This is a genomic window from Halopseudomonas oceani, from assembly GCF_002903165.1.
Classification (GTDB): Bacteria; Pseudomonadota; Gammaproteobacteria; order Pseudomonadales; family Pseudomonadaceae; genus Halopseudomonas; species Halopseudomonas oceani.
The window spans coordinates 92,186-107,000 of sequence record NZ_PPSK01000012.1 but is presented as its reverse complement, the minus strand read 5'-3'; the positions used below and the strand labels follow the sequence as shown (position 1 = coordinate 107,000).

Here is a 14,815-nt window from a genome sequence, read left to right as displayed (position 1 = left end):
TTTCAGGGCTCAGAGCGCGCCGTCGGCAGCCATCTGCATGTAGGTCGGGTCAAAGCGCAGCTTCAGGTTGCTGCTGTCGCCGTAGTCACCAGCGGGCATCTGCACGCCGATGAAACCGGCATCCGGTGCGCCGTCACCCAGCAGACCGTGGTCGAAGGAGAACTCGGCAACGTACTGCATGGTTTGCTTGAGCTGCGCACTGTTGGTCAGCTCCAGTGCGGCGGCCGGGGTATAGAACATCTTGGTCGCGGCGAGCTGAGCTTCGTAACCGGCCAGATCGGTGCCGGAGGCTTCAGCCATGTAGCTGCGGGCGGCGACACCCTGCTCGCTGTCGCTGCTCATGGTCGCCATGATTTCGTACCAGGCGCCGGTCAGTGCCTTGCCCAGTTCAGGGTGTGCGCCGAGGGTATCGGTGTTGATGACCAGCAGGTCGATGATTTCGCCCGGAATCTGCGCCGAGTTGAACACCACGGTGCTGTTCGGTTGCTGGCTGATTTCGCTCAGCAGCGGGTTCCAGGTCGCGACCGAGGTGACATCGTCGGTGCCGTAGATAGCGACCATGTCGGCGTCCGAGGTGTTGACCACCTGCACATCGGCTTCACTCAGACCTACCGAGTCCAGTGCGCGGGCCAGCAGGTAGTGGGACACGCTCAGCTCGACCAGATTGACGTTCTGACCCTTGATGGCGGCCAGCTCGCTTTCGCCCTTGAGCACGATGCCGTCGTTGCCGTTGGAGAAGTCACCAACGATCAGCGCGGTGCTGTCGATGCCGCCAGCGGCCGGAATGGTTAGCGCATCCATATTGGTCATGGTGCAGGCATCGAACTCGCCGGCGCTGTACTGGTTGATGGACTCGATGTAATCGTTGATCTGCACCACATCAATGTTGATGTCGTACTTGTCGGCCCATTTCTTGACGATGCCGCTTTCGGCGCCGTAGGCCCAGGGCATCCAGCCGGCGTAGATCGACCAGCAGACCTTGAAGCTGTCCTGTGCCTGGGCGGCGGTCGACAGCAGCAGGGAGCTGAGTAGCAGGGCGGAGAATCTTTTCATCGGGAACCTCTCAGTCAATGTCACGTGGAGCACTCCTGGCAGTGGTGCCAATCGTCTCCCGGGCTTTTATCCCGCCGTGTAACCTTTGTCTGAAAGGTCGAGTGCTCTCGGACCAGGCACCGCTACAGCGGCCGGAACCCTAGCGCTCTATTTGCAAATTGTGAGTTGCGCAGTAGTACGGAGTGCGAACGCTGAGTACAAAGCAATATGCAGACCAGAGTGGGCAATGCCCCGTAACACGCGGGATAGAGGCAGTGGCTCCAGTGCGGTGCAATGAAGCTGTGCACGGTTGTGGTGCTTCGCTCGCTTTTGGTGCGTCATGCCGGTGCGGCTGGCGGGCGGGCTTATAGGCGGACAAACCCGGGCGTATGGTCGAAGCGGGCAAAAGAGGGAGAGGTACGCACAGCCCCAGTGCGCTCTTTCTGATCGCTGCACCGTGCAAACGCATGCTCGATACAGGTTTAACCCGCTCGGTATTGGCTTTATTCTATTTAATCAGTGACTTGAGAATTCTGGCACAGGCCTTGCTGCCAACCCCCTGTGTCGGCTATCCCAATGGTGGGAGCGCTGACCACACAGAATTTTCGGGCAAAGGCGTCCACCAACATACCTGCATCAGCGGCTGTGTTTGTGGACGCCTTTTTTTGTGCGCGTTTTTTGGGGGCGTAACCATGGGGATGACACTGCGGGCAGGGGTAACAGGGGCATGGGTGATGGGAGCGATGCTGGCGATGGGCAGCAGCGTGGTGCTGGCTGAGGCAAATTCGATCAGCGAAGCGGTAACCGGCGGCAAGGCGGGGCTGGACCTGCGTTATCGCTATGAGTATGTGGATCAGGATGGCATCGACAAGAGTGCCGGTGCATCAACGCTGCGCACCCGCATCAACTTTGCTACTGCGCCCTATCGTGGTTTCGGCGCGTTTGTTGAGGCCGATGACGTCGCCGTGATCGGCAGCGAGCGTTACAACAACGCTACCGGCCTGCCGAGTGCCAAGACCCGGTATCCGGTGGTCGCCGACCCGGACGGCACTGAAATCAATCAGGCCTGGCTGAGCTATGCCGGTCTGGACGCCACCACCCTGAAGTTTGGCCGTCAGCGCATCATCTATGACAACGCACGGTTTATCGGCAACGTCGGCTGGCGTCAGACCGAGCAGACCTACGATGGCTTCAGCCTGAGCAACAGCAGCCTGGCCGACGCCACCCTCAACTATGCCTACGTCTACAACGTGAATCGTATCTTCGGCGAGGATTCGCCGAAAGGTGATCTGGATACCAAGGCCCATTTCGTCAATCTGGCCTATGGCGGTTTTGATCTGGTCAAGATCACCGGTTACGGCTACTTCCTGGATCTAGAGGATGCGCCGGCCGCGTCCAACAAGACCCTTGGCCTGCGTCTGACCGGTGCACCCAAGCTGACCGAGCGCACCAGCCTCAGCTACGCGCTGGAGTACGCCCGCCAGAGCGATTACGAAGACGGCAGCAACATCGGCGCCGATTACTGGCTGGCCGAGCTAGGTGTGAACGTCGGTGGTCTGCAGCTGCTCGGTGGCTACGAGTTGCTGGGCGCGGACGACTCCGCTTTCAGCACCCCGCTGGCGACCGGTCATGCGTTCAATGGCTGGGCTGACAAGTTTCTCAATACTCCGGCCAACGGGCTGGAAGATCTCTACCTGCAACTCGGCGGCAGTCTCGCCGGGTTCAAGCTGCAGGCGGTCTACCACGACGTTTCCGCCGACAAGGGCGGCGCCGACTACGGCAGCGAACTGGATCTGCTGGCAGCGCGCAAGTTTGGCGACGTCACCCTAGTCGCCAAGTACGCCAGCTACAACGCCGATGAATTTGCCACCGACACCGACAAGCTCTGGCTGATGGCGCAGGTTGCCTTCTGAGCCGCGGGCCTTTCACTGATCACTGTTTAACGGAGCACAACCATGAACACGTTCAAGCGCAAGTCACTCGCTGCCACCCTGTCGCTCGCGGTTTCGCTGGGCCTCGGCAGTCTGCTCTCGACCTCGGTGCAGGCGGTCAAGGATCTGGAGAAGGAAGATCTCAAGTTCGGCTTCATCAAACTGACCGACATGGCACCGCTGGCGATTGCCTACGAGAAGGGCTTTTTCGAGGATGAGGGGCTGTATGTCACCCTTGAGGCTCAGGCCAACTGGAAGGTGCTGCTCGACCGGGTGATCGACGGCGAGCTGGACGGCGCGCACATGCTGGCGGGTCAGCCGCTCGGTGCGACTATCGGTTTTGGCACCCAGGCTGACGTCATTACTGCCTTCTCGATGGACCTCAACGGCAACGGCATCACCGTCTCCAACGACGTCTGGGATGAGATGAAAAAGCACATCCCGCTGGATGCCGACGGCCGGCCCCAGCACCCGATCAGCGCCGCCGCGCTCAAGCCGGTGATCGAGCAATACCGGGCGGCCGGCAAGCCATTCAACATGGGCATGGTGTTTCCGGTGTCCACCCATAACTACGAGCTGCGCTACTGGCTGGCGGCCGGCGGCATCAACCCCGGCTACTACGCGCCGGCGCGTGGCGATACCTCGGGTCAGATCAACGCCGACGCGCTGCTCTCGGTGACGCCGCCGCCGCAGATGCCGACGACCATGGAAGCCGGCACCATCAATGGCTATTGCGTGGGTGAGCCGTGGAACCAGCAGGCGGTGTTCAAGGGCATTGGCGTGCCGGTGATCACTGACTATGAGATCTGGAGGAACAACCCGGAGAAGGTGTTTGGCGTCAGCCAGACCTGGGCCGACGAGAACCCCAACACCCACATCGCGGTGGTTAAGGCGCTGATCCGTGCTGCGGCCTGGCTGGATGCGGATAACAACGCCAACCGTGCTGAGGCTGTGCAGATTCTGTCCCAGCCGGCCTATGTGGGTGCCGACGCCGAAGTAATCGCCAACTCGATGACCGGCACCTTCGAATACGAGAAGGGCGACAAGCGGGAGGTCCCGGACTTCAACGTGTTCTTCCGCTACAACGCGACCTATCCGTTCTACTCCGACGCCATCTGGTATCTGACCCAGATGCGCCGCTGGGGCCAGATTGGAACCGCCCAGCTGGACAGCTGGTACATGGACGTGGCGAAGAAGGTCTACCGCCCGGACATCTACGCCCAGGCCGCGCAGGAGCTGATTGCCGAAGGCAAGTTGCCGGCTGATGCCTTCCCTAACTTTGCGACCGAAACCGGTTTCAAGGCACCGACCGGCGAGTTCATCGACGGCGTGACCTACGACGGCACCCAGCCCAACGCCTATCTGCAGCAGTTTGCAATTGGGCTCAAGGGTGACGAACAGCTGTAATCCGAGTGGCTCCGGCCAGCCGCCGGAGTCCCTTTACCCTGATGGCAGAGGTATAAGGCTATGAGTAACAAGCTGATCAACTATCTGGAAACCGCCGGGCTTAACTGGATGGTGCCCGTGGTTCGGCTGTGCCGCGGTGAAGATGCACGCGAGCAGGCAACCGAGCTGTTCAACAAGGCGGGGTTGCCGCTGATTGCGCTACTGGTGTTCCTGCTGGTGTGGTCGGTCGGCGCCTCACAGGTCAAGACCAGTCTCGGTGTACTGCCGGGACCGGCAGCCGTCTGGCAGCAGGCGGTCAATCTGGTCGACGAACATCAGATCGAGCGCGCCAAGGCTGATGCCTTCTATCAGCGCCAGGAGGTGCGTAACGCCGCCAAGCTGGAACGGGACCCGACTGCCGAAGTACGCATTCGTGACTATACCGGCAAGCCGACCTTTATTGATCAGATCGGTACCAGCCTGCTGACGGTATTTACCGGTTTTGTGCTGGCCAGCCTGATTGCCATTCCGGTCGGGGTGGCCTGTGGGTTGAGCCCGACCCTGTATGGCGCAATCAGTCCGCTGGTGCAGATATTCAAACCGGTGTCGCCGTTGGCCTGGCTGCCGATTGTCACCATGGTGGTGAGTGCGGTGTACATCTCCGACGACCCGCTGTTTCAGAAGTCGTTTATTACCTCTGCGGTGACGGTAACCCTGTGTTCGCTGTGGCCAACGCTGATCAATACGGCTGTGGCGGTTGCCTCGATTGACAAGGATTGGATCAACGTCGGTCGGGTGATTCGTCTGAGCTGGGTAACTCAGGTGTTTCGCATCGCCATCCCGGCGGCGCTGCCGATGATGTTCACCGGCCTGCGGCTGTCGCTCGGGGTGGGCTGGATGGTGCTGATTGCCGCCGAGATGCTGGCGCAGAACCCGGGGCTCGGCAAGTTCGTTTGGGATGAGTTCCAGAACGGCAGCTCCGATTCGCTTGGCCGCATCATGGTGGCAGTGATCACCATCGGCATCATCGGCTTTTTGCTCGACTGGCTGATGCAGACCCTGCAGGGCCTGCTGTCCCATCAAAAGCCCGCTGGCCACTGATCAACAGGAGAATTCACCATGTCCGTTATTGCCATGCGTAAAGAGCAGATCGACAGCCAGGAGGAAATTGTTACTCCGGAGGTATCACGTGAACGAAGTTTCCTGGATCTGTCCGGCGTGTCGATTGACTTCCCGACCCGCAAGGGGCCGTTTCGCGCGCTGAACAACGTCAATCTGAGGATTGCCAAAGGCGAGTTTGTCTCGATCATCGGCCACTCCGGCTGCGGCAAGTCGACGGTGCTGAACATCGTCGCCGGCCTTTGCCGCGCCACCGAGGGCGGTGCGATCCTCAATGGTAAGGAGGTGACCGAGCCGGGGCCCGAGCGAGCCGTCGTGTTTCAGAACCACGCCTTGCTGCCCTGGCTGACCTGTTACCAGAACGTGGAGTTGGCGGTCAAAACGGTGTGCAAGGGCCGCAAGAGCAAGCAGCAAATGCGCGAGTGGATCGAGCACAACCTCAAACTGGTGCACATGGATCACGCGATTCACAAATACCCGGCGGAAATCTCCGGCGGCATGAAGCAACGGGTTGGAATAGCAAGGGCGTTGGCAATGGAGCCCTCAGTGTTGCTCATGGACGAGCCCTTCGGGGCGCTGGATGCGCTGACCCGTGCCCACCTGCAGGATTCGGTCATGGAGATTCAGGCCGAGTTGAACAACACGGTGATCATGGTTACCCACGATGTGGACGAATCGGTGCTGCTGTCGGACAAGATCGTGATGATGACCAATGGCCCGTCGGCGACGGTCGGCGAGGTGCTGACCGTCGATCTGCCGCGGCCCCGTGAGCGGCTGGCGTTGGCCAGTGACGAGCGCTACAACCAGTTCCGCTCGCAGGTGCTGAGCTTTCTGTACGAGCGGCAGCGGCGACCGGAAGGGGTTTGACCTCTGTTTTGGGGCGCGCGTAGGCACATGCAGGCACGTGTGGGTAGATGTGGGTAGCACGCTGTGCCCGTGGCGGTGTGTTACATCAACGCATCCGCGGTGATATCGGCAATGGTCGGCGTACCGGCCAGCGCCATGGTCACCTCCAGCTCCTCACGCAGCACTCGCAGCATGTGCGCAACCCCCAGCGGTCCGGCGACGGCCAGTGCGTAGAGTTGTGGGCGGCCGAGCAGCACGGCATTGGCACCGAGAGCGATGGCTTTAAAAACGTCAGTGCCGCGTTCAATGGCGCCGTCCAGCAGCAGGCAGAAGTCCGGGCCGACCGTCTGGCGGATACGCGGCAGCATTTCGATGGCGCTCGGCACGCAATCCAGCGTGCGGCCGCCGTGGTTGGAGATCACCGCGCCAGCCAGCCCCATGTCCTGTGCGCGTTTTACGTCCGCCGGGTGCAGTAAGCCCTTGAGGATGATCGGCAGACGGGTCTGCTGCTGCAGCCAGGCAATGTCGTCCCAGTTAGGTACTTCACTCATCATGCCTTGAAAAACGATGCTCTGGCTGGGATCGAAGCTGGCGCTCGGCAGCGGTGGCCGGCCTGTCAGGTTGACGGCTTCGATACCGACGGGCAACTCATATCCGGCGCGCTGGGCGCGGTTACGAATACCGTGCAGCGGCGCGTCTACAGTAATCATCAATTGGCTGTAGCCGGCTGCTTCGGCGCGACGCACCAGACTCAGGGTGAAGTCGCGGTTCTGCTGCATATAAAGCTGGAACCAGCGTGGGCTGTCCAGCCGGGCTGCGATGTCTTCCAGCGGCTGACTGGCCAGTGTGCTGACCACCATGCTGGTTTCCAGCACGCTGGCCGCGGTAGCGGTCGCCAGCTCGCCGTCCGGGTGCACCAGCCGCTGGAAGGCAACCGGCGCCAGCAGTAATGGGTGGCGCAATGTCTCGCCCAGCACGCGGGTGTGGGTGCTGCCTGCGGTGCAGTCAACCAGTGGCCGCGGCAGAATCATTAACGCATCCAGCTGCTGACGGTTGCGCTTGAGCGTGATCTCGTCCGCGCCGCCACCGGCGATGTACTCCAGTACCGGTGGGGCGATGAATTCGGGGGCATAGCGCGCGTAGTCGGCAACGCTGACCAGATCGCGTGGAATCTCGCTGAGTGGTGCGCGCAGCGGGGAATGGTCTGGCATGCTCATCGGGGCTTCTCGCTCAGGTGTCCGCCCATTGGCGAATCAGGTTGTGATAGACGCCGGACAGGCGTACGACTTCGCTGTGGCTGGCGCCCAGCTCGGCGGTCAGCGCCTGAACGCTCTGGTCCAGCTCGAACAGGGTTTCGCGCTGCTGGTTGCTGCGTACCATGCTCTGCAGCCAGAACACCGCGCAGGTCCGTGCGCCGCTACTGACTGGGGTCACGGTATGCAGGCTGGTGGAGGGGTAGAGCACCAGATCGCCAGCCTCCAGCTTGACACGCTGGCTGCCGAAGTTGTCTTCGATGACCAGTTCACCGCCTTCATACTCCTGTGGGCTGCAGAGGAACAGAGTGGCTGACAGGTCGGTACGGATCGGGGTTGGGCTTCCAGGTGTGTAGCGAATCGCGTTGTCCACGTGCAGGCCGTAGGTTTCGCCGGTGCGGTAACGATTGAACATCGGCGGAAAAATGCGCAGCGGGAGGGCTGCAGAAACAAAGGTAGGATGCTGTGACAGGGTTCTGATGAGGATGTCGCCCAGCTGCCGGGCCAGCGAGCCATCCAGCGGCAACTGCTGGTTGTGCTTGACCTGGCGGGCCTGCTCGCCTGCTGTCGTGTTGCCATCCTGCCAGTCTGCCGCGTCCAGATGGTCGCGGATACGTTGAATATCGGTGTCGGAGAAAACGCGGGGAATCACGATGATCATGGTTGTTTCCCTTGATACAAAACGGCGACGGAGTTGCCCCCGTCGCCGTTACCGATCAACCGCTGGCGTCAGAACTTGTAACGCGCGGTGAGCTGGGCGTTGCGGGCATCACCCTTGTAGACAATGCTGCCGCCTCGATAAACCGCGGTGTAGTAGTCTTCGTTGAAGATGTTCTGCACGTTGGCTCGCAGGTCAAGATGCTCGTTGACCTGGTAGGTGGCGAACAAATCGTACACGGTATACCCATCCAGCACGATGCGGTTAGTTGCCCCTGCGTCAGGTTGTCCACCCCGAATTTCGCTGGAGTAGGTCATGGTGCCGCCGAAAGCGAAGTCGGGCGTCAACTGATAACGCAACTGGGCGTTGGCGCTCTTCTCCGCAAAGTTGGCCTTGGGCAGGCCTTCGTTGGCCTGGTTGTAGGACTTGAGGGTTTCGGAGTCCATCAACGCCGCGCCAATTTGGCCGCTCAGGCGGTCGGTGATGTTGCCTGCCAGGCCCAGTTCCACACCGTGCACGCGGTTTTTGCCTGTGTTCAGGCTGCCGCCGGTCTGGTAGGAATCATTGCCACCTTCGATGACGTCATCCTTGGTGGTCTGGAACACGGCTGCGGTCAGCAGCAGGCGATGATCCAGCAGGTTCCACTTGGTACCCAGTTCCCAGTTGGTGGATTGCTCTGGTTCAGCTTGCGCGTAGTTGCCGGCGTCATCGACGCACAGGCCACCGTAGCCGCAGTTGGTGCCGGCATCCGCCTCACCGCCGTTGATGTTGGAGGAGGTGCTCCAGCTCACATAGACGTTGCCGTGCTCCCATGGCGAGTAGACCACGCCCAGATGGCCGTTCCAGAAGCCATCGTTATATTTGTAGGTTGCTGCCGGGATGATCACGCCGCCACGTCCGGTCCGCTCGGCGGTGTCGAGATAGTAGTCAAAGCGGTCATAGCGCAGACCGGCAAACACTTCCCAGTCTTCGTTGAGGGTAACGGTATCCATCACATAGGCAGAGATGGTTTCCAGTTCCAGTTCGCTCTGCTTGGCACTGCGGGTTTTGGTGCCGCTCCAGGCATGATTGTTCGGGTTATAGGGGTCGACGGCGACGCTGCTTGGGTTGGCTGAATAGCCGCCCGCATCGGTTTGCTCGTTGGCGTACTCCAGGCCGGTGATCACGGTGTGGCGAATATCGCCCCACATCTTGTCGATGGTCAGGTTGGTCTGGTTGCCGATGTAGTCGTTTTCCTGCCAGCCGGCAAAGCTGCGTGTGCCGCCACTGCGGGCGCTATAGGCAGAAATGATGTAGCTGTTTTCAGTGGAACCAATCCGGCTCTTGTTTTCCAGCTTCACGCCATCGCCCAGCTCCCATTCGAAGCCCAGGGTGAAGATATCGGCGCCGGTGCGCTGGAAGTCGAGCCCGCTTTGGCCAACGTACTTGCCGTGGTCGTCCGGCTTGCCGTTGGTCATGAAGGTGCCTGGATCGGTGCGGTCATCGCTGCGTGCGTAGTAGTAGTCGGCGAGGATCTTGAACTCATCCAGCGGCTGGTAGATGCCGGAGATCAGGGCGCCAGTGCGACGCTTCTCGGCCGGGCCGCGATCCGGCACTTCGGCTTCGGTGTACAGGCCGTTGAAGCGGATGGCCAGATCCTCGGTCAGGACGCGGTTGGCATCCAGGGTGTAACGCTCGTAGTCGTCGGTGCCGAGGCCGCCTTCGATGGTGGTGAAGTCATCCCACAGGTTGGCCTTCTTGGTCACGCTGTTGACCGCGCCGCCGGTGGAACCGCGGCCGGCAAAGGTGGAACTCGGGCCCTTGGCGATTTCGATCTGCTCCAGCGCAAAGGTCTCGCGAGTAATCAGACCCGGGTCGCGCAGACCGTCGGTGTAGATGTCGCTGCGGGCTTCGTAGCCGCGGATGATGTAGCGGTCGCCGAACGAGTTGCCGCCTTCGCCGGTACCCAGGGTGATGCCGGGCTGGGCGCTGAGGATGTCCTTGAGTTCGGTTTTGCCTGAGTCTTCGATGGCGCTGCGCGTGATGACAGTCATGGTCTGCGGCGTGTCTGCGATGTCGCGGGTGCGACGGCTGTCAGACAGGGTGCGGGCCTTGTACGGTGCAGCTTCTTCAGCGTAGGGGTTGGCGTCGGCCTGGATGCCGGTGTCTTCGACGTGCAGGGTGTCGAGGCTGACTTCCTCAGCATACAGTGGGTTGGCGATACCACCAGAGATTGCCAGTGCCAGTGAGGTGGCTACCAGACTGTGCGGGCCTGCAATCTTGCGCATGCTGAGTTCGCTACCCTGTGGGGTAGTAGCGTTGACGGTTTTGTTGCTCATGCTCTCTTTTTCCTGGATCTAATGGTTTCCATGTTGGCGACGGCGCGTTCTTCTCTGGAACGCGTCCGTGCGTCGGGAACGCCGTCGTTGATACCGCGTTACGGTTTTTCCTGTTAGGCACTGCTGTTGCGGGCGGGGCGTTTGCTCAGCGGCTGTTGACCACCTTGAAGTCGACCGGAATGCGCAGCGGCATCTGGTCTTCACTCATGTCGTCGCTGAATGGCGGAAATGGCGAAGCGTCTTCCAGCATCTTCATTACCGCCCGATCCAGGCGTGGGTAACCCGAGCTTTCGCGGATCTGCGCATCGGTGACTGAGCCATCGCGGTGAATCACAAAGCTGAGAATGGCGACCCCTTCCTCGCGCCGGCGGCGGGAGGCATGCGGGTAGCGTTTGTGCCGTGCCAGACTCGCTGCGACCTTGGCCTTGTAGTCAGTGGACGCGCCGCCCATACCACCAGAAGTGGCCGCGTTGCCGACACCGGTAGATTGCTTGAGCTGGGCCTGGCTGGCTTCGCTCTGACCTTGCTCGACCGGCGTTGCGGTGGGCGCAGGTTCGGGTGTCGGCTGGGGTGCTTCGACCTGTTCGCGTGGCGGCTCCGGACGTGGCTTGGGCTTGGTCTGGACCCGCGCCTGTGCCTGTTGACGCGGCGGCTCCGGAGTCGGCTCCGGTGGCGGCGGTGGCGGTGTTGGCTTGGGGGGGGCTACTTCCTTGGGTTGCTCGGTTTCCTGCGCTTCACCCAGGTCGCCCAGCATGCCCAGATCGATCTCAACGCCAAGCTGGCCCTGGGCCGCTGCCGTGCCCTGGGGCGGATTGAATACCAGCAGAATAAAGACGGCGATATGGGCTAAAGCGGCCAGCAGCAGGGCACCAATCCAATGATGTGCACGGATCATGGCAGGGCCTCACCGGGTTGGGTCAGCAAGGTGACGCGGCGGAACCCGGCTGCTTTGATGCGTTGGAGCAGGGCTTGCAGGTTCTCGACCGGAACATCGCCGTCTGCCTTGACGGCCAGCGTGAAGCTCTCCGGGTCCGCCATCTGCTCGAAGGCGGCGACCAGTGGAGCCTCAAGCTCGTCGAGGGTGATCTGTTGATCCTTGAGCCAGATGTTCAGCTCGGCGTCGATCAATATCTGCATTGCCTCATCGTCAATCGGTGCCTCGGCAATCGATTCAGGTGGCGATACAAAGGTGGCATCGGACTGGCTGATCTGGCCGGCGACCATGAAAAAGATCAGCATCAGGAACACGATGTTGATCAGCGGAATCAACTGGTCGTCGCCGTTGTCCTTGCGGGTGCTGTTTTCGGCAACCAGCTTCATGGCAGCACTCCGGTCATGGAGACTTTTTTCGCGCCGGCGCGGTGTAGCTGATCCAGCAGCGATACCAGCGTTTGGGTCTTGACCTCGGGCGCGGCTTCAACGGCAAAAACCGCCTCGGGATTGGCCGCCACCAAAGCACTCAGCGCGGTCAGATCCTGCAGCTGATAGCTTTTGCCTGCATGGGTGACACGGCCGGCGTCTGACTCCACACGCACCACTTCAATTTTGTCCGGCGTTTGCTCGGACTGCTCCGCTGAGGACAGGGTGATCTGCCGCCAGTGCATGAAGTTGGAGGAGAGCATGAAGAACAGCAGCAGGATGAACACCACATCAATCAGCGGTGTCAGGCTGATGCCGCGACGCTTCTTGCCCGGGAAGGCTTCAAGCTGCATTGGCGACTTTTCCGCTGCTGACCGACGACTTGGGCTGGTGGGTAAACACCTGAGTGACGGCATCGTTCAGGCTGGCGGCGATGCGCTCAACCCGGCGCTCCATCCAGCTGTGCACGGCAACCACTGGGATCGCGACCGCCAGGCCGACCGCGGTAGTCAACAACGCCTGCCAGATGCCTCCGGACAGTACAGACGGATCAACCCGGCTACCTGCGGCTTCCATATTCTGGAAGGCCACAATCATGCCCAGAACGGTGCCGAGCAAGCCAAGTAGTGGCGCCAGGTTGGCAATAACTTCGAGTGGGCGCAGCAGCAGCTTGAGCTGGTTGAGACGGAAGCTGGCAACCCGCTCCAGCTCTTCGCGCAGCAACTCTTGATTGGTGCCACTGCGCTTGCCGCGCATGGCCAGTAGTAGAACCGCGGGAACGGTCTGACGGGTATTGAGCTGGGCGATGGCTTCGTCGGCCTGGCCCTGGTGCCAAAGTGCCAGGCTGCGGCGTACGGCGCGGGTTCCTTCCGGGGCGGGCATGTAGAACTGCCACAGTTTGATCAGCAGGATGCTGAGGGCAACAACCGACATGCCAAGCAGAATCCAGACCACCGGGCCGCCGACGATCAGCCACTCGCGCAGCGTATCCAGCAGGGTGGTGGCTGTCTCAACATTGTCAACAGCAGCGTTCAGACTGGCGTCCAGGGAGGCGGCAGGCAACGTGGGATCGGCAGCGACGGTAGCCGCCGCTGCGTCGATGGCAGCATCAGGAACGGCGCTGCCGAGCGCGGTGGCTGCGGGTTCGATTGCGGTGGGCGTGGTGGCTTCTACTGTCACGGTCGGTCTCCGGAGAGAAAATTGAGGTGCAAATGATAGGTGTTCTCATTACTTCTTGCAACAACAAGAAATACAGAGATGCCGGCTTCGGGAGCGTCTCGGTAATGCCGTTGTCCCAGATAAATGGTTCCCCACTATTGACCGCCGGGTCGCTTGGTTTTAAGGTTCGCTCCGAACGTTGAGGCTGGCACGATCCATACGGCTCAAGTACTGACGACGAGACAGCAAGACTGCTGAATAGAGCGGGCTTATTGCTTTCGGCGCACGCCTTGGGAAGTAGGCGAACCAAAGTGGGGATACTGATCAGACGTTCGCACCCCCGGGTTGTGTGTTGGCTGAAAGCGTTCAGAGTCGCTTCCGTCGGAAGGCGTACCTCAGGCTCCTGCTCATTGAGCGGGGCGTGCGTGTGCACCTCTGCCCTGCATATCTGATCCTCTTTTCGTCCCCACGCGGTCCGTCACCCGAACTTAATGCTTTGGAGCCGACGCCATGTCCATCAAACTTGACGACTACTTCGATCGTGACACCTTCAGCCGTCTGAAGGCCGCCGCTGACCAGCGCGAAACCCCGTTCCTGGTCGTTGACCTGAAAACCATTGATCGTGCCTATGACGAGCTGGTCGACGGCTTTCCGTTTGCCAAGGTCTACTACGCCGTAAAAGCCAACCCCGCCAACGAAGTACTCTCGCTGCTGCGCGACAAGGGCTCCAACTTCGACATCGCCTCTATCTATGAGCTGGAGAAGGTGCTGGCGCTGGGCGTCAAGCCGGAGCAGATCAGCTTTGGCAACACCATCAAGAAAGCACGTCACATTCGCGCCTTCTATGAGAAGGGGGTGCGCCTGTATGCCACTGACTCCGAAGCGGACCTGCGTAACATTGCCAAGGCTGCGCCAAGCTCCAAGGTGTATGTGCGGATTCTGACCGAAGGCTCGACCACTGCCGACTGGCCGCTGTCACGCAAGTTCGGCTGCCAGACCGATATGGCCATGGACCTGCTGGTGCTGGCGCGAGAGTTGGGCCTGGAGCCCTACGGCATCTCCTTCCACGTTGGTTCGCAGCAACGCGACATCGGCGCGTGGGACGCTGCCATCGCCAAGGTCAAGGTGATCTTCGAGCGCCTGAAAGAAGAAGACGGCATCAACCTGAAGATGATCAACATGGGTGGCGGCTTTCCGGCCAACTACATTACCAAGACCAACACCCTGCAGACCTACGCGGAAGAAATCACCCGCTTCCTGCAGGAAGACTTCGGTGATGAACTGCCGGAGATCATTCTGGAGCCGGGCCGTTCGCTGATCGCCAACGCTGGTATTCTGGTCAGTGAAGTCGTACTGGTCTCGCGTAAGTCGCACACAGCGCTGGAGCGTTGGATTTACACCGACGTGGGCAAGTTCTCCGGCCTGATCGAAACCATGGACGAATCCATCAAGTTCCCGCTGTGGACCGAGAAGCAGGGCGAACTGGAAGAAGCCGTCATCGCCGGCCCGACCTGCGACAGCGCCGACATCATGTACGAGCACTACAAGTACGGCCTGCCGCTGAACCTGGCCATCGGCGACCGTCTATATTGGTTGTCTACCGGTGCCTACACCACCAGTTACAGCGCTATCGAGTTCAACGGCTTCCCGCCGCTGGAAGCGATCTACGTCTGACGCTGAAAGCAGCGGCGCGCTCTAAGCCGCATGTTGCAAGTGAAAACCCCGCGTCGGTAACGGCGCGGGGTTTTTGTTTAT

Annotated in this window: 13 protein-coding genes and 1 riboswitch; of the genes, 5 read left to right on the top strand and 8 right to left on the bottom strand. The window is 60.7% G+C overall.

Annotated features, from left to right (window positions below; genetic code table 11):
- Window positions 1-9: 9 nt before the first annotated feature.
- Window positions 10-1,053, bottom strand: a complete 1,044-nt coding sequence (locus C1949_RS13115) for a putative urea ABC transporter substrate-binding protein (protein WP_104738920.1) — start codon at window positions 1,051-1,053, stop codon at window positions 10-12.
- 53 nt (window positions 1,054-1,106) lie between these two features.
- Window positions 1,107-1,207: riboswitch (guanidine-I (ykkC/yxkD leader) on the bottom strand.
- A 517-nt stretch (window positions 1,208-1,724) separates the two neighbouring features.
- Here C1949_RS13115 and C1949_RS13110 point away from each other — a divergent pair.
- From C1949_RS13110 to C1949_RS13095, 4 genes are read left to right on the top strand one after another with little or no spacing between them, the layout of a single operon-like run.
- Window positions 1,725-2,945 (top strand): alginate export family protein, encoded by a 1,221-nt coding sequence (locus tag C1949_RS13110; RefSeq protein ID WP_170063073.1) that lies wholly within the window; start codon window positions 1,725-1,727, stop codon window positions 2,943-2,945.
- A gap of 42 nt (window positions 2,946-2,987) precedes the next feature.
- Window positions 2,988-4,370 (top strand): CmpA/NrtA family ABC transporter substrate-binding protein, encoded by a 1,383-nt coding sequence (locus C1949_RS13105; RefSeq protein ID WP_104738918.1) that lies wholly within the window; start codon window positions 2,988-2,990, stop codon window positions 4,368-4,370.
- Between the two features lie 60 nt (window positions 4,371-4,430).
- Complete coding sequence (locus C1949_RS13100; RefSeq protein ID WP_104738917.1) at window positions 4,431-5,450, top strand: ABC transporter permease; 1,020 nt, start codon at window positions 4,431-4,433, stop codon at window positions 5,448-5,450.
- Window positions 5,451-5,483: 33 nt separating this feature from the next.
- Window positions 5,484-6,335, top strand: coding sequence for an ABC transporter ATP-binding protein (locus C1949_RS13095; RefSeq protein WP_104738951.1), 852 nt, complete (start codon window positions 5,484-5,486; stop codon window positions 6,333-6,335).
- Between the two features lie 80 nt (window positions 6,336-6,415).
- On the opposite strand, the gene C1949_RS13090 is transcribed toward C1949_RS13095, so the two are convergent.
- From C1949_RS13090 to C1949_RS13060, 7 genes are all read right to left on the bottom strand, one after another.
- Window positions 6,416-7,531: an alpha-hydroxy acid oxidase gene (locus tag C1949_RS13090; protein WP_104738916.1), complete on the bottom strand. Its 1,116-nt coding sequence runs from the start codon at window positions 7,529-7,531 to the stop codon at window positions 6,416-6,418.
- Between the two features lie 13 nt (window positions 7,532-7,544).
- Window positions 7,545-8,228 carry a Fe2+-dependent dioxygenase gene (locus C1949_RS13085; RefSeq protein ID WP_104738915.1) on the bottom strand — a complete coding sequence of 228 codons (684 nt, stop codon included), beginning with the start codon at window positions 8,226-8,228 and terminating at the stop codon, window positions 7,545-7,547.
- A gap of 68 nt (window positions 8,229-8,296) precedes the next feature.
- On the bottom strand, window positions 8,297-10,543 hold the full coding sequence (locus tag C1949_RS13080) for a TonB-dependent receptor (RefSeq protein WP_104738914.1): 2,247 nt from the start codon (window positions 10,541-10,543) through the stop codon (window positions 8,297-8,299).
- A 145-nt stretch (window positions 10,544-10,688) separates the two neighbouring features.
- Entirely contained in the window at window positions 10,689-11,438 is a 750-nt protein-coding gene (locus C1949_RS13075) for an energy transducer TonB (protein WP_104738913.1), read from the bottom strand.
- Entirely contained in the window at window positions 11,435-11,863 is a 429-nt protein-coding gene (locus tag C1949_RS13070; protein ID WP_104738912.1) for an ExbD/TolR family protein, read from the bottom strand. The genes C1949_RS13075 and C1949_RS13070 overlap by 4 nt, the downstream gene beginning before the upstream one ends.
- Window positions 11,860-12,255: an ExbD/TolR family protein gene (locus tag C1949_RS13065; RefSeq protein WP_170063071.1), complete on the bottom strand. Its 396-nt coding sequence runs from the start codon at window positions 12,253-12,255 to the stop codon at window positions 11,860-11,862. Before C1949_RS13065 ends, C1949_RS13070 begins: the two co-directional genes overlap by 4 nt.
- Entirely contained in the window at window positions 12,245-13,081 is an 837-nt protein-coding gene (locus C1949_RS13060; RefSeq protein WP_211287148.1) for a MotA/TolQ/ExbB proton channel family protein, read from the bottom strand. The genes C1949_RS13065 and C1949_RS13060 overlap by 11 nt, the downstream gene beginning before the upstream one ends.
- A 489-nt stretch (window positions 13,082-13,570) precedes the next feature.
- On the opposite strand from C1949_RS13060, the gene C1949_RS13055 reads away from it, so the two are divergent.
- Complete coding sequence (locus C1949_RS13055; RefSeq protein ID WP_104738910.1) at window positions 13,571-14,734, top strand: type III PLP-dependent enzyme; 1,164 nt, start codon at window positions 13,571-13,573, stop codon at window positions 14,732-14,734.
- Window positions 14,735-14,815 lie beyond the last annotated feature (81 nt).

What these genes read in the sequence shown, in the direction of transcription:
- C1949_RS13090 (WP_104738916.1), bottom strand. Translation starts at nt 7,531, where the DNA reads ATGAGCATGCCAGACCATTCCCCGCTGCGCGCACCACTCAGCGAGATT.
- C1949_RS13110 (WP_170063073.1), top strand. Translation starts at nt 1,725, where the DNA reads ATGGGGATGACACTGCGGGCAGGGGTAACAGGGGCATGGGTGATGGGA.
- C1949_RS13085 (WP_104738915.1), bottom strand. Translation starts at nt 8,228, where the DNA reads ATGATCATCGTGATTCCCCGCGTTTTCTCCGACACCGATATTCAACGT.
- C1949_RS13105 (WP_104738918.1), top strand. Translation starts at nt 2,988, where the DNA reads ATGAACACGTTCAAGCGCAAGTCACTCGCTGCCACCCTGTCGCTCGCG.
- C1949_RS13055 (WP_104738910.1), top strand. Translation starts at nt 13,571, where the DNA reads ATGTCCATCAAACTTGACGACTACTTCGATCGTGACACCTTCAGCCGT.
- C1949_RS13100 (WP_104738917.1), top strand. Translation starts at nt 4,431, where the DNA reads ATGAGTAACAAGCTGATCAACTATCTGGAAACCGCCGGGCTTAACTGG.
- C1949_RS13070 (WP_104738912.1), bottom strand. Translation starts at nt 11,863, where the DNA reads ATGAAGCTGGTTGCCGAAAACAGCACCCGCAAGGACAACGGCGACGAC.
- C1949_RS13065 (WP_170063071.1), bottom strand. Translation starts at nt 12,255, where the DNA reads ATGCAGCTTGAAGCCTTCCCGGGCAAGAAGCGTCGCGGCATCAGCCTG.
- C1949_RS13080 (WP_104738914.1), bottom strand. Translation starts at nt 10,543, where the DNA reads ATGAGCAACAAAACCGTCAACGCTACTACCCCACAGGGTAGCGAACTC.
- C1949_RS13095 (WP_104738951.1), top strand. Translation starts at nt 5,484, where the DNA reads ATGCGTAAAGAGCAGATCGACAGCCAGGAGGAAATTGTTACTCCGGAG.
- C1949_RS13075 (WP_104738913.1), bottom strand. Translation starts at nt 11,438, where the DNA reads ATGATCCGTGCACATCATTGGATTGGTGCCCTGCTGCTGGCCGCTTTA.
- C1949_RS13115 (WP_104738920.1), bottom strand. Translation starts at nt 1,053, where the DNA reads ATGAAAAGATTCTCCGCCCTGCTACTCAGCTCCCTGCTGCTGTCGACC.